The organism is Flavobacterium jumunjinense, from assembly GCF_021650975.2.
GTDB lineage: Bacteria > Bacteroidota > Bacteroidia > Flavobacteriales > Flavobacteriaceae > Flavobacterium > Flavobacterium jumunjinense.
Window position 1 is genome coordinate 1,456,784 of record NZ_CP091285.1, and the last position, 13,612, is coordinate 1,470,395.

Here is a 13,612-nt window from a genome sequence, read left to right on the forward strand (position 1 = left end):
CAAAAGTATATCTTATTTTTATTTATTCCAAATAAATATAATATATTTGCAACAGAAAAAATTTTAAAAAAAACACCATGAAAATTAAATTGAAATTAATTATTGTAGCAACCCTATTTAGTAATTTAATTCTAGTTGCTCAAAAATCAAACAAAAAAGAAGACATTAAAGCGATAAAAGCAATGTGTGGTTGCTATGAAGTGAAATTCAACTTTGCAGAAACCTTTCAAAAAGAAAAAGATTCAACGTATAAAGCATCTCCTGTAAAAAAAGATTACGGTCTAGAATGGGTAGAGTTAGTTGAAGATGCATCAGACAAACTTGTTTTGCAACACTTATTGATAGTGGGTGATGATGCAATTGTGAAGCATTGGAGGCAAGATTGGATATATGAAAACACTAATTTTTATCAATTTTTCAAAGATAAAACATGGAAATTTGAGCAATTAGAAGCTAAACAAGTAAAAGGACAATGGACACAAAAAGTATATCAAGTAGATGATAGTCCTAGATATGAAGGAACAGCTTCTTGGGTACATGTTGATGGAAAGCATTATTGGATGAACACAACAGATGCTCCTTTGCCAAGAAGAGAACATACAATCCGTAAAGATTATGATGTATTAGAACGAAGAAATATACATGAAATTACTGATTATGGTTGGTTGCACGAGCAAGACAATAGAAAAATTGCAAGAGACGATAATGGTAAAGATGTTGAAATTGCACAAGAAAAAGGATTAGATCTATATATTAAGGTAGAAGATTCAAAATGTCTTGCAGCACAAAACTATTGGAAGGAAAATAAAAACATGTGGAAAAATGTTAGAGACAAATGGCAAACATTTTTTGATATGAACCAAACAATACACTTAGAAAAAAGTGTAGACAACAAGCCTCTTTTCATGCATTTATTCGATTTGAAAGGAGATACTCCAAAAGCAGAAACAGACAAAATCATAGATTCATTTGTAAAAAGATAAATATGTGCCGATTAGAAATAATAAAAAGAACGACAAATGGACTTTTATTATTTTGTCCAAATGCAAACATGTTTCAATTATTGTTCAATAACGTGTTATTAAACTTAACCGATTTTGAACTAAAAACATTTACTAGATATATTGATAAAGTTGATGAAGAATATTGGGAAAAAGAATATGAAAACTCTATCTACGACAAGAAAATTCCAATACCAACAAGTCAAAAGAATTTAATGATAATGTTAGATATTTCTGAAATTAAAGAATTAAGAATTCTAATGGGTTTGAAAAAAAAGCAAAGTTTTTTAACCCTTAGTGAAATAGATTACAAGTTAATTTTGAATTAATTTGTGCTTTGTGTATAGTTGGTTAGTTGCAAAGAGTTTCAATTTTATTGAAGCTCTTTGTTGTTTTAGATTACTTGAACAAAAGTTAAAAGGAATAGTAAAGCTACATTTGTCTTTGTAAATAAGTATTTTTGTTTAGATAATCAATATTGGAAGTTATGTTTAAAGAGTACGAAAAAGCTTGGGAACAATATAGAAATGGTTTAGATATTGTGTCTTTGCCATTAATTAGTTGGGAATTCTATAATTTACCAAGGATTGAACAAAAAGAGTTTAATGCTGTTCAAAGTTTATGGAATGAAAAAGTTAATTATAATACGATTATTTCTAAAATGAAGAAAGCAATTGTAGTAACCGATGCTAATTTTAGAATCATTTTTGCTTCAAGTTCAATTTCAGAAATGACAGGATATGATTATCAAGAAATAAGAGGAAGATCTCCAAAAATGTTTCAGGGTGAAAAAACATCTGAAGAAACGAGAGAAAAAATACGTATTGCTATAAAAGATAAAAAGCCATTTAAAGAAGTAATTCTAAATTACAGAAAAAATGGTGAAACGTATTATTGCGAAATTGAAGCACATCCAAAATTTGATAAAAACGGAAATTTCTTAAACTATATAGCTTTTGAACAGGCAGCATAAAAAAATCCCGAAATTTTCGGGATTTTATATTTTTAGTCTACTATAATTTTTTCAGCTGATTTATTTTCATTAATAGCAACAAAAGTAAATTCTCCAGTAACAGCTTTCTCACGAGTATCATCATACATTTTTTCTATAAAAATATCTACTCTAACTTTTATACTTGTATTCCCTAAATAGGTGACTTTTCCAATAAGTTCAATAATAGTTCCATGAGGAATAGGCTTTTTAAAGTCTATTTTGTCACTACTAACAGTAACCATTTTTTGTCTACTAAAACGAGTTGCTGTAATAAAAGCAACTTCATCCATTAATTGCATTGCAGTTCCTCCAAAAAGAGTGTCATAATGGTTGGTTGTATTTGGAAAAACAGCCTTAAATACTCTTGTAATCGAATTTTCTATTCTTGATTCTAAACTCATAAAATGTAAATTATCTCGCAAATTTTGTGCTAAAATTCTTGAACTATTTTGAATATCAAAAATAAAACATATAAATGTTAAACTAGCAATTTTTTAGTTTTAATTTAAAATATAACGAAGTCCTAAAAACCCACGAATACCTTGGTTTGGTCCATAAACAAAACTTGGATCAAAAGTTAATGCATAAGGATTATTGGGAGTTGCTGTAGCGTTTCCATTATTATCAAAAACTACATCATTATCGAAAGGATCATTAGCTCTCGCGATTAAAAACGGGTTACTTTTGTTAGGTGTCCAATTCAATAAGTTTTTAACACCACCATATAATTCAAAATGCGTTATCTTTTTATAAGTAAATTGAATATTTTGAATACTCCAAACGGGTGAATATTCACTTCTAGGATCTAAAGAGCCTAATAACGGCAAACGCATTGGGCCATATAAATTACCCGTATAATCAATTGATAAATACCATTTAGGAATATCATAAGAAATTCCCCAAGTTGCACTAAATTTTTCAGTTAAAATTGGAGTAGATGTTATTCCATTTCTTTTGTTTTTAGATTCCAAAAGTGTAAAACCAAGCATCGTTTTTAAACCAAAAGGAAAAATTAATTCTAAGTTTCCTGTAACACCATACGTTTTAGAATATCCATTTAAATTGGAATATATAATTTGATTTGGATTTGTATCATAATCCGGTAGAATTTGATTTTCAAAATGAGTATACCAACTTGAAAATTCAATTACAGAATGGATTCCATTTTCAAATTGAAATTTTTTCAGATAATTCAAATTAATATTGTACGACGTCTCAGGGTTTAAGTTTTCTGTAATGATAACGTCTCTAGATCCAGTTAAAACAGCATGCTCTTCAGTAAATAAATTAACAATTCTAAAACCAGTTCCAACATTAATTCTAAAAACATCATTTGGAGAAGGTTTCCATTTGTATGCTATTCTAGGGGTAAAAATAGAACTATGAACAGAATTATAATCATAACGAGCTCCTAAAAGAACACTGTGTTTCTTAGCTAATTTTATTTCGTCTTGAATAAAAAAACTACTAATTTTACTCTTTTCCGATTGAATCGTAGCTGTCGTATTATCATCATAATATTGATAGCGATAAGCAATTCCAAGGAGTAAATCATGATTCTTGATTTCTTTATCCCATGTCAATTGGCCATATGCTATTTCTTGTTGTGCTAAGAAGAGTATATCTCCATAGACTGAATTTTGATCGTGATTAGTATAGGAAAAAGAAGCATACATGTTCTCGGAAACGGGCAATTGATATTTCCCTAACAGTTCGTAACGTTTAGTGTAAATGCTTTCACCATATACTTGATTGCCACCGCGAAAATCTTTATTCCATTGCATTTCTCCACCCCATCGATCTTCATAGAAAAACCGACCAGCAACGCTTAGTTCTTTCTCACTTTTTCTATTAAATGTAAATTTATTAAAAACAGAAACTCTATCCTGAAGGGTAACATCTGTAAAATTATCATTGTTATTGTCGATCGGATTGTTGTAATTGAAATAGTTTATTCCTAAGAGCGAATTTACTTTTTTTCCGATTTTATATTTTGCGCCCAAATCAATATTGTTTTCTAACCAAGAAGTAGTAAAAACATCGGCATAAATTAATGGAGCTGTTTCTGGGCTCTTTGTAATAATGTTTATTAAACCACCAACAGCTTCACTACCATATAAAGACGAAGCTGGGCCTTTAACAATTTCAATTCTCTCTATTAACGAGTTAGGAATTCCAGATAAACCATAAACGGTTGATAAACCACTAACAATTGGCATTCCGTCTATTGTAACCATAGTATAAGGCCCTTCTAAACCATTAATATGGATGTCTCCAGTATTACAAATATTACAGTTTAATTGAGGACGAACACCGTTCACATTTTGTAAGGCTTCAAAAATATTTGGTGTTGGGTTTTTCTTTAAGAAGGTAGCGGTATAGACCTCTACAGGAACAGGTGTTTCTAATCTAGAAACGGCCTTTAAAGTTCCAGTAACCACAACTTCATCTAAACTATGACTCTCTTCAAGGTTGATATTTACAGTTAATTGATTTTCATTAGTTGTTGTGATGTTTTTCTTTTGTGTTTTAAAACCTATAAAAGAATAATGGATTGTATATTCTCCTTTTGGTACATCTTTAAGAATATATTGTCCATTTTCATCGGCATTAATACCAATATTAAGTTTGGGTATAAATACAGAGGCGAAAGCTAATGGTTCTTCTTTAGAAACAATTTTTCCTTTAATTGTTGTTTGTGCAAAAGTGAACGAAGAAAGCAATATGGTTAATATAAATATTTTTTTCATTAATGCTAAAATAAAAATTTAGATAAAACTAAAAATATTATTTCACCACACAAAACTATTTTGTTTATATTTGTTAAAAAATAATAAATGACTGTTTCAGAAGAAAATTATTTAAAAGTAATTTATCATCTATCTTTAGTTTCTCCAAAAGGAGTAAATACAAATGCAATTGCTGGAATGCTAGATACTAAAGCATCATCGGTAACGGATATGATTAAAAAAATAGCAGAAAAAGATTTAGTAAGTTACATCAAATATCAAGGTGTTTCTCTAACAGAAAAAGGATTATATTCTGCTAAGATGATTGTTAGAAAGCATCGTCTATGGGAAGTGTTTTTAGTAGAAAAATTGCATTTCTCTTGGGATGAGGTTCATGAAATTGCGGAAGAATTGGAACATATTAAATCAGAAAAGCTAATTAATAAGTTAGATGAATTCTTAGAATTTCCCGATTTTGATCCGCATGGCGATCCAATTCCAAATGCAGATGGAGAAATTAAAAAAGTTCAAAAGAAATTACTTTCAGAAGTTGCGTTACAAATACAATATCAATGTGTAGGCGTAAAGGATACTTCGGTTGAGTTTTTACAATTTCTAGATAAGAAAAATATTGCCCTTGGAACATTTATTACTATTCTAGAAAAGGAAGCATTTGATGAAACATTAAAAATTGAAGTGAATAGCAAAACGATTACGATATCAAATAAAATAGCAAATAACTTATACGTTCAATAATTATGTATCAAGATTTAATTCAATATTTAGAAGGCATAGATCCTATTTTGGCAGCTTTTTATGCTACTATGTTTACATGGTTAGTAACTGCTTTTGGTGCGTCATTTGTGTTTTTCTTTAAGACGATGAATAGAGCAGTTTTAGATGGAATGCTTGGTTTTACTGGTGGTGTTATGGTTGCCGCAAGTTACTGGAGTTTGCTTGCTCCTGCAATTGACATGAGTGAAGGGGAAGGATTCGTTAAAGTAATGCCTGCAGCTATAGGTTTTTTAATGGGTGCTTTGTTTCTATTTGCTTTAGACAAAACATTGCCTCATTTACATATTAATTTTAAAGAAAGTGAAGGAATTAAATCACCTTGGCAACGTACAACTTTATTAGTTTTAGCAATTACGCTTCATAATATTCCAGAAGGTTTAGCAGTTGGTGTTTTGTTTGGAGGAGTTGCAGCAGGAATTCCTGAAGCATCTATAGCTGGTGCAGTTACTTTGGCTATCGGTATCGGTATTCAAAATTTCCCTGAAGGAATTGCTGTTTCTATGCCATTGAGAAGAATGGGAATGACAAGAAGAAAAAGTTTTATGTACGGACAAGCTTCTGCAATTGTAGAACCTATTGCAGGTGTAATTGGTGCAGTGGCTGTAACTTTTTTCACACCAATTTTACCTTATGCTCTTGCTTTTGCGGCTGGTGCAATGATATTCGTAGTGGTTGAAGAGGTTATTCCAGAAACACAACAGGATAAACACACAGATATTGCAACCCTTGGTTTTATTGGAGGATTTATAGTTATGATGAGTTTAGATGTTGCTTTAGGATAAAATGTTTACATTAGTATAAATTTTATAAGATGAAGACAATTTTTATTTTTCTAACTGTTTTTTTATCACAATGTGCACCTAAACAAACAGAGAATGCTATGGCAGAAAACACAGTTGAAGTTTCAGATACTATACTTTTGAATACAAAAGAATTCGTTACTATTGGAAATGGGTACGAAATGAAAATTAGTAAGTTCGTTTCAGATTCTCGATGTCCAGAAGGAGTAAACTGTGTATGGATTGGTCAGGTTGAGATGAATGTTGCTGTTTATAAATCTAAAAAACTGGTAGAAGAAAAATTAATTCTTGTTACTTCTACTACCTTTGAAGAGAATAAAAAGTGGTTTGCTAAATATATTTTTGGTGATAATAAATCAATTACATCTATTGAAGTAAAACCAAATAGAGTAAAAGACATTGAGATTAAAGAAAACGAATATTTACTTGAAATTTTAAGTAAATAATTATCAATTAATGACAAGCACAATCGTCACCACAAGATCCGGTTTTCTTAGGTTTCTTTTTCCAAAGGAATTTTCGAACTAAGAATCCTATCGCAACTGAAAGTGTTATGTAAACTAATATTTCTTGAATGTCCATAATTTTATTTTTTAAAAGTAAATCCCTGCACCTAAAGTTACAAAATTATAAGTAGGTTCAGCAATTTTTAAGTGTTCAAATCCTAAAGAGAAATAATAATTTTTCTTATGAAGCTTACTTTGTAGTTCGAAAGAATTTACAGGATGTGTATTAATGGAACTCCATTTTGCTGTTCCTGTAAAACTAATTCTTCGACTTAAGAAATAATCAGCATTTAATCCGTAGGCAAAACCAGCTTTCTTCACTTCATTACCAATATAAGTTGCTCCAAGACTCCACCCTAAATTAAAGCGATTGAATCTGATTCTGTCATAGCAAAGGTTAAATTGGAAAATTGAAAGCTTGTAACTTTTATCATTAATTCTGTCAAATTCATAGAGTTGATGAAAATCGGTTTGAAGATAAAAATACTGAAAGGGTCTTATTTTTGCTTTTAGATGATTACCAAATAAATTCTTACTATTATATACAAAACTGTTTTCTAAGTCGAGGCGCATTCTGTTTTTGTAAAGAGAATCATTACTATTGAAATTGCCATAACTATCTTCTTTAAACGGATAAGGAGAAAGTTTGTTGTGTAGATGTTCTTCATTGTTATAATTGCCTATTAATCCATATTTGAATGTACCGTAAGTAATATATATAAAACCTTCAATAATTACTTCTACAAATAAGTTATCTGATGATGAGGATGAAGACGAACTACTTCTTGAAGACGATGTTGATGAAGAATTATTTCTAACTCCAGAACTTTCTGTAAGAGCTTCTTTCGATTTTTCTATCTTTTTTTGACTATTTATGTTTGAATGAAACCCACAAAAGATGATGACAAAAAAGAGCAGTAATTGATTTTTCATAAAAACATTTTATACTAACGTATCAAAAACTAAACCATTTTATTTTAAAATTTGATAAGCAATTAAAGCTGTTAAATAGGCAAAACCACTCATAAAAACAAATTGAATTAATGGCCATTTCCAAGAATTAGTTTCTTTTTTAACAATAGCTATTGTCGACATGCATTGCATTGCGAAAGCATAAAATAACAATAATGAAACGCCCGAAGCAAAATTGAATATTTTTTCACCAGTTACAGGATGTACTTCAGCAGCCATTCTTTTTCTAATAGTCACTTCTTCTTCGCCATGATTTCCAACATTATATATTGTTGCTAATGTTCCAACAAAAACTTCTCTTGCAGCAAATGAACTAACAACTGCAATACCTATTTTCCAATCATAACCCAATGGTTTAATTACAGGTTCGATGGTTTTACCCATTATACCTATATATGAATTTTCTAGTTTATAACTATTTGTTTTATTATCAATAGCTTCAGTAGAAAGTTCTTCTTTGTTTTTAGTCATTTCCTGAATGACTATCTTTTCTGCATTTTTAAAATTAGAACTTGGTCCATGCGAACCTAAGAACCAGAGAATAACGGATAAAGCCAAAATAATTTTCCCAGCACCAGCAACAAATGATTTAGTTTTTTCAATAACATTTAGCGCTACGTTTTTAAACATTGGCACTTTATAAGAAGGCATCTCTATAACAAAATAAGATTTGCAATTTAATTTTAGAAAATAATTTAAAAGCATTGCCGAAACTATAGCCATACCAAAACCTAAAAGATACAATAGCATTAATGTTAGTCCTTGTAAACTTAAAAAACCAAAAACTCTTTCTTCAGGTATGATTAATGAGATTAGAATTGAGTAAACAGGAAGTCTTGCAGAACAAGTTGTGAAAGGAGTAACTAAAATGGTTATTAATCGTTCTTTCCAATTTTCAATATTTCGAGCACCCATAATCGCTGGAATAGCACAAGCAGTTCCAGAAATTAAAGGGACAATACTTTTTCCAGATAATCCGAATTTACTCATTATTTTATCCATTAGAAAAACAACACGACTCATATAGCCACTTTCTTCTAAAACTGATATAAATAAGAATAGAAATGCAATTTGAGGAATAAAAATCACTATTCCGCTAATTCCAGGTATTATTCCTTCACTCAAAAGATTAGTAAATTCTCCAGCAGGAATGTTGTTTTTTGTATATGTACTTAATGAGGTAAATGTCTCATCAATAAAATCCATTGGAATAGTACTCCAGTCAAAAATAGATTGAAATATAAGCATCAATATCCCGAAAAAGATAAGATAACCATATATTTTATGAGTAAGAATTCTATCTAATTTTGCTCTTAAATTGGTAGCTTTAGTTTTATCAACTTTTTGTCCAATTTTTAGTGTATCATTAATGAACTGATACCGTTTTATAGTTTCTTTCTGTTGTAGTCTCTTTAAATCACTATGTGATTTAGTAAATGAATTTTTGATTTCATTTCGTTCTAAATTTAAAAAGTTAACATCTTGTGTAATAACTAGCCAAAGCTTGTATAATAGCTGATTTGGAAATGCTCTTCTTAAGTTATCAAAATATTCTGGATCAATTATAGATGCGTTTAAACATGGTTCCGTTGATAGAGAATTATAATTGATTATTAAAGATTTAAGTTCATTTATTCCCGTCTTTTTTCGAGAACTAACAAGCGCAATCTTGGTGTTTAGCTCTTTTTCAAGAGCAGGTATATCGAGTTCAATTCCTTTTAATTGCATTCTATCTGCCATATTAATGACAAGTATAGTTGGAATCTCAAGATCTTTTATTTGTGTAAATAAAAGTAAATTGCGTTTTAAATTTTCTACTTCGGTTACAACAATGGCAACATCGGGAAAGTCTTCGTCTTTTTTATTGAGTAATAATTCAATTACAACATTTTCATCAATTGAACTAGCATTTAAACTGTAGGTTCCAGGAAGATCAATAATCTTAGCCTTTATCGTTTCGGATAATTTACAGATACCTTGTTTTTTTTCAACAGTAATTCCAGGATAGTTTCCGACTTGTTGATTTAAACCCGTAAGCTGATTAAAAACAGAAGTTTTACCTACATTAGGGTTTCCAATTAAAGCAACTTTTATTGTAGCGTTTTGCATTAAGTTAAATAGCGTTTTCGGTAATTATAATAATTTCATTTGCTGTTTCTTTTCGAATAGCTACATGAGAATCATTAATATTAAAATAATAAGGATCGCCTAAAGGGGCAATTTGAATAAGTTCAACCAAATTTCCAGGTAGACAGCCCATTTCTAATAATTTCAGAGGAATTTCATCAATGTTAATTTCATCAATGTATCCCTTTTCACCAATTTTTAAATCTGATAATATTTTTTTCAAGCTTATTTAGATTGAATTAAAATACAAATGTACTTAATAATTAGAAAAGGATTCATAAAATAAGAATAAAAAAGCAGATGTTACTCAGATAAGTATAGAATGTCTTCATAGAGCTTTTTCACCTCTTCTAGGTTCGTTCCATCATAAAAGCCTCTAATTCTTCTTTTTTGGTCAATTAAAATGAAATTCTCAGTATGAACCATATCATACATCTCTTCTGGTTTACCGGTTTTAACAGCTAAATATGATTTTCGGGCTATATAATAAATGTCTTTTTTGTTTCCAGTAACCAAGTTCCATTTAGAATCAATAACTCCTTTTTCTATGGCATATTTTTTTAGTACCGAAACACTATCAATATCAGGTGTTACAGAGTGGGAAAGTAACATTACTTTAGGGTTGTTTTTTATTTTATCTTGAAGCCAAACCATATTGTCCGTCATAATTGGACAAATTGTTGGACAAGTAGTAAAGAAAAAATCAGCAACATATATTTTACCTTCATAGTCTTTTTGAGAAATGAGTTTCCCGTTTTGGTTGGTAAACTCAAAATCTGGAATTATATGATTGTAGCCAATATGTTGAACAGTAGTGTCAACTAATTCAGGATTCACATCTCTTGGGTTGTAAATACGTAACTTTTTCTGAGGTTTTAAGAGTGTATAAATCCCTACGAATATGCTGGTTAAAATGAAGGCAAATACAATAATAAAACCAATATGTTTTTTATTTTCTATTCTCATACGTTTACAAAATTAAATTATTATGTTTGAATTCTAATAAAACAATTGTTAATGTTATAATAATCAATGAATTCTAAAAAAAAACCACTTATATTTGCGAATTACTAAATAAAAATCTTAAATGATGAAAAAAACCTACATTTTACTATTATTAACATCATTTTGTAGTTTCTCACAATTTAATTCTTCGGCACCGTGGAATATAAATAATGAGAGTGCAAAATCGGGTGAAATGACAATCAATGAAGAGGTTACTTTATTTAATCAGTATTGGTCAAATAAAGATAAAAACGTTAAAGGATCTGGTCATAAACCATTTATGAGATGGGAAAATTATTGGAGAAATAATACAAATGACCAAGGATATTTAATTACACCTCAAGAAATTAACAATGCTTTTCAACAGAAACAGCAAGCAAAATTAAATAAAAGCGCGACATCATTACCACCAAGTAATTGGCAACCAGTAGGTCCATTTACACATACAAATTCAGGTTCTTGGTCTTCTGGACAAGGAAGAGTTAATGTGGTCTATGTGGATCCTTCGAATGCAAATACTATGTATATAGGTACTCCAGCTGGAGGTATTTGGAAATCGGTAGATGCAGGAGTAAATTGGTTACCGCTTTCTGATGATTTACCGCAAATTGGAGTGTCAGGAATTGTTGTAGATCACACGAATTCTAATGTGATTTACATTGCAACTGGAGATAAGGATGCAGGAGATACTTATTCTGTTGGAGTTATGAAATCTACTGATGGAGGAGCGACATGGAATACTACAGGATTATCCTTTTTAAATACAAGTACAAGAGCAGGAGATATTATTATGCATCCAACAAATAATCAGATATTATTATGTGCAACAAGTCAAGGAATCTTTAAAACAACAGATGCTGGTGTAACATGGACAAATGTGCAATCTGGAAATTTTGCTCAAGGTTCTATAAGGTTCAATACATTACTTATTAATAACATTTATGCTGTATCGAACAATAGGTTTTATAAATCAACAGATACAGGTTCAACATTTACAAGTACTGCGACAGGATTGCCACCACCAACAACTAGTAATCCAACTAGAATGATAATGGAAATAACACCTGCTAACTATAGATATATTTATATTTTAGCATATTCAAGTAATAAAACCACTTTAAATGGACTTGTAGGTCTTTACAGGTCAATTGACGGAGGAGATTCATTTGAATTAAAAAGTGATACAAATACAGCTTCACCTACTGATTTTTTAGAATCTCGCCAAGGTTATTATGATTTGGCACTAGGAGTATCCCCAACAAATGCACAAGTGGTATATACAGGTTGTTTAAATCTTTGGAAATCTACTACAGGTGGAGGAGCTTTTACAAAAATTAATGATTGGAATCAGCCTACGACAAATCAATACACACATGCAGATATTCACTATTTAGGTTTTCATGGAAATAAATTGTTTTGTGGAAGCGACGGAGGTGTATATGTTTCTACCGATAATGCAGCGAGTTTTACAGATTTAACAGCGAGTGCACAAATAAGTCAATTCTACAGAGTTTCTGTATCAAAACAAACTTCTGCGAATATGGTAGGAGGTCTACAAGATAATGGTGGACATGCTTATAGTAATGGGCTTTGGAAAAATTATTATGGCGCGGATGGTATGGATACAGGAGTTGATCCAACAAATCAAAATTTATATTATGGTTTTATTCAATATGGAGGAGGACTGTACGGTTCTACAAATGCTGGAAATAGTAGAAATATCTATGTAGGAGCACCGTCAGCTGAAACAGGAGCAAATGATGATGGAGGAAATTGGATTACACCATTAAAAATTAATAGTATTGGTGAAGTTTTTGCTGGATATGGAAACTTATATAAACTAAGTGGAAGTAGCTGGGTACAACAAAGTAATGCTGCAATTGGAACAGGAGATATTGAGTATATTGAAGTTGCTCCTTCTAATGATAATATAATGTATGTTGCTAATGGTAATCAGCTATATAAAAGTTCTAATAAAGGAGTAGCTAACTCCTTGTCTTATACAGCATCTAGTGCTATTACTTCAATAGAAGCACATCATTCGGATGTAAATATTGTATATATAACAACAAGTGGAACAGGTGGGGAAGTTTTAAAGTCTACAGATGGCGGAACTAACTTTACTAGTATTTCTACAGGATTACCAAACATTGCTAAAAATATAATTATTCATCAAGGTCAAAACAGCGATAACCCTTTATATGTAGGGACAAGTTTAGGTGTTTACTATAGAGATGATTCAATGGCACAATGGGAACCTTTTGACACAAACTTACCAAATGTATCTGTGAGAGATTTAGAAATCAATTTAATAGATTCTAAATTAATTGCTGCAACTTATGGAAGAGGTATTTGGCAAACAGATATTCCTCAAGATCCATTATCTAGTGAAAGTTTCAAATTAACGAATATTAGTATTTATCCTAATCCATCAAGAGGGTTGTTTACAATTGCTCTTGGAGATGTCCAACCTAATTTAATTGAGGTATACGACATCACAGGAAAAGTTATTCTTTCGAGAACGAATAATAGTATTACTAATTTCGAAACAAGTTTAGATTTGAGTTCTGCATCACAAGGAGTTTATTTTGTTAAAATAGGTTCTGATACAGGAACAACTACTAAGAAAATTATTAAAAAATAAATTTTAATAGAGCTGGCTGAAAAGTCAGCTCTATTTTTT

General features: G+C 30.4%; 14 protein-coding genes. 7 read left to right on the forward strand and 7 right to left on the reverse strand.

Annotation, left to right across the window (positions count from 1 at the left end; genetic code table 11):
* The first annotated feature begins 77 nt into the window (after positions 1 to 77).
* The 3 genes from L2Z92_RS06595 to L2Z92_RS06605 all read left to right on the forward strand — a co-directional run bounded on the left by L2Z92_RS06595 (position 78) and on the right by L2Z92_RS06605 (position 1,974).
* Complete coding sequence (locus L2Z92_RS06595) at positions 78 to 983, forward strand: DUF6607 family protein (protein WP_236458045.1); 906 nt, start codon at positions 78 to 80, stop codon at positions 981 to 983.
* Positions 984 to 985: 2 nt separating this feature from the next.
* Positions 986 to 1,330, forward strand: coding sequence for a DUF6686 family protein (locus L2Z92_RS06600; protein WP_236458046.1), 345 nt, complete (start codon positions 986 to 988; stop codon positions 1,328 to 1,330).
* Positions 1,331 to 1,488: 158 nt separating this feature from the next.
* The gene (locus L2Z92_RS06605; RefSeq protein ID WP_236458047.1) at positions 1,489 to 1,974 is read left to right on the forward strand and encodes a PAS domain-containing protein; all 486 of its coding nucleotides are present in this window, start codon (positions 1,489 to 1,491) and stop codon (positions 1,972 to 1,974) included.
* 32 nt (positions 1,975 to 2,006) lie between these two features.
* Here L2Z92_RS06605 and L2Z92_RS06610 read toward each other — a convergent pair whose 3' ends face one another.
* Positions 2,007 to 2,396, reverse strand: coding sequence for an acyl-CoA thioesterase (locus L2Z92_RS06610; RefSeq protein WP_236458048.1), 390 nt, complete (start codon positions 2,394 to 2,396; stop codon positions 2,007 to 2,009).
* A gap of 99 nt (positions 2,397 to 2,495) precedes the next feature.
* Positions 2,496 to 4,745: a TonB-dependent receptor gene (locus L2Z92_RS06615; protein WP_236458049.1), complete on the reverse strand. Its 2,250-nt coding sequence runs from the start codon at positions 4,743 to 4,745 to the stop codon at positions 2,496 to 2,498.
* An 87-nt stretch (positions 4,746 to 4,832) separates the two neighbouring features.
* Here L2Z92_RS06615 and L2Z92_RS06620 point away from each other — a divergent pair, with 87 nt between their 5' ends.
* From L2Z92_RS06620 to L2Z92_RS06630, 3 genes are read left to right on the forward strand one after another with little or no spacing between them, the layout of a single operon-like run.
* The gene (locus L2Z92_RS06620) at positions 4,833 to 5,480 is read left to right on the forward strand and encodes a metal-dependent transcriptional regulator (RefSeq protein WP_236458050.1); all 648 of its coding nucleotides are present in this window, start codon (positions 4,833 to 4,835) and stop codon (positions 5,478 to 5,480) included.
* Positions 5,481 to 5,482: 2 nt separating this feature from the next.
* On the forward strand, positions 5,483 to 6,301 hold the full coding sequence (locus L2Z92_RS06625) for a ZIP family metal transporter (protein ID WP_236458051.1): 819 nt from the start codon (positions 5,483 to 5,485) through the stop codon (positions 6,299 to 6,301).
* Between the two features lie 29 nt (positions 6,302 to 6,330).
* Positions 6,331 to 6,765 (forward strand): hypothetical protein, encoded by a 435-nt coding sequence (locus tag L2Z92_RS06630; protein WP_236458052.1) that lies wholly within the window; start codon positions 6,331 to 6,333, stop codon positions 6,763 to 6,765.
* A gap of 7 nt (positions 6,766 to 6,772) precedes the next feature.
* Here L2Z92_RS06630 and L2Z92_RS06635 read toward each other — a convergent pair whose 3' ends face one another.
* The 5 genes from L2Z92_RS06635 to L2Z92_RS06655 form a co-directional block, all read right to left on the reverse strand.
* Positions 6,773 to 6,901: a FeoB-associated Cys-rich membrane protein gene (locus L2Z92_RS06635; protein ID WP_236458053.1), complete on the reverse strand. Its 129-nt coding sequence runs from the start codon at positions 6,899 to 6,901 to the stop codon at positions 6,773 to 6,775.
* 11 nt (positions 6,902 to 6,912) lie between these two features.
* On the reverse strand, positions 6,913 to 7,758 hold the full coding sequence (locus L2Z92_RS06640) for a hypothetical protein (protein ID WP_236458054.1): 846 nt from the start codon (positions 7,756 to 7,758) through the stop codon (positions 6,913 to 6,915).
* Between the two features lie 39 nt (positions 7,759 to 7,797).
* Positions 7,798 to 9,906, reverse strand: a complete 2,109-nt coding sequence (gene feoB, locus L2Z92_RS06645; RefSeq protein WP_236458055.1) for a ferrous iron transport protein B — start codon at positions 9,904 to 9,906, stop codon at positions 7,798 to 7,800.
* Between the two features lie 4 nt (positions 9,907 to 9,910).
* On the reverse strand, positions 9,911 to 10,147 hold the full coding sequence (locus L2Z92_RS06650; protein ID WP_236458056.1) for a FeoA family protein: 237 nt from the start codon (positions 10,145 to 10,147) through the stop codon (positions 9,911 to 9,913).
* A gap of 80 nt (positions 10,148 to 10,227) precedes the next feature.
* On the reverse strand, positions 10,228 to 10,890 hold the full coding sequence (locus L2Z92_RS06655; RefSeq protein WP_236458057.1) for an SCO family protein: 663 nt from the start codon (positions 10,888 to 10,890) through the stop codon (positions 10,228 to 10,230).
* Positions 10,891 to 11,011: 121 nt separating this feature from the next.
* Here L2Z92_RS06655 and L2Z92_RS06660 point away from each other — a divergent pair, with 121 nt between their 5' ends.
* Positions 11,012 to 13,573 (forward strand): T9SS type A sorting domain-containing protein, encoded by a 2,562-nt coding sequence (locus L2Z92_RS06660; RefSeq protein ID WP_265210650.1) that lies wholly within the window; start codon positions 11,012 to 11,014, stop codon positions 13,571 to 13,573.
* Positions 13,574 to 13,612: the final 39 nt, after the last annotated feature.

Coding starts and splice junctions, on each gene's coding strand:
- L2Z92_RS06595 (WP_236458045.1), top strand. CDS start 78: ATGAAAATTAAATTGAAATTAATTATTGTAGCAACCCTATTTAGTAAT.
- L2Z92_RS06600 (WP_236458046.1), top strand. CDS start 986: ATGTGCCGATTAGAAATAATAAAAAGAACGACAAATGGACTTTTATTA.
- L2Z92_RS06605 (WP_236458047.1), top strand. CDS start 1,489: ATGTTTAAAGAGTACGAAAAAGCTTGGGAACAATATAGAAATGGTTTA.
- L2Z92_RS06610 (WP_236458048.1), bottom strand. CDS start 2,396: ATGAGTTTAGAATCAAGAATAGAAAATTCGATTACAAGAGTATTTAAG.
- L2Z92_RS06615 (WP_236458049.1), bottom strand. CDS start 4,745: ATGAAAAAAATATTTATATTAACCATATTGCTTTCTTCGTTCACTTTT.
- L2Z92_RS06620 (WP_236458050.1), top strand. CDS start 4,833: ATGACTGTTTCAGAAGAAAATTATTTAAAAGTAATTTATCATCTATCT.
- L2Z92_RS06625 (WP_236458051.1), top strand. CDS start 5,483: ATGTATCAAGATTTAATTCAATATTTAGAAGGCATAGATCCTATTTTG.
- L2Z92_RS06630 (WP_236458052.1), top strand. CDS start 6,331: ATGAAGACAATTTTTATTTTTCTAACTGTTTTTTTATCACAATGTGCA.
- L2Z92_RS06635 (WP_236458053.1), bottom strand. CDS start 6,901: ATGGACATTCAAGAAATATTAGTTTACATAACACTTTCAGTTGCGATA.
- L2Z92_RS06640 (WP_236458054.1), bottom strand. CDS start 7,758: ATGAAAAATCAATTACTGCTCTTTTTTGTCATCATCTTTTGTGGGTTT.
- feoB (WP_236458055.1), bottom strand. CDS start 9,906: ATGCAAAACGCTACAATAAAAGTTGCTTTAATTGGAAACCCTAATGTA.
- L2Z92_RS06655 (WP_236458057.1), bottom strand. CDS start 10,890: ATGAGAATAGAAAATAAAAAACATATTGGTTTTATTATTGTATTTGCC.
- L2Z92_RS06660 (WP_265210650.1), top strand. CDS start 11,012: ATGATGAAAAAAACCTACATTTTACTATTATTAACATCATTTTGTAGT.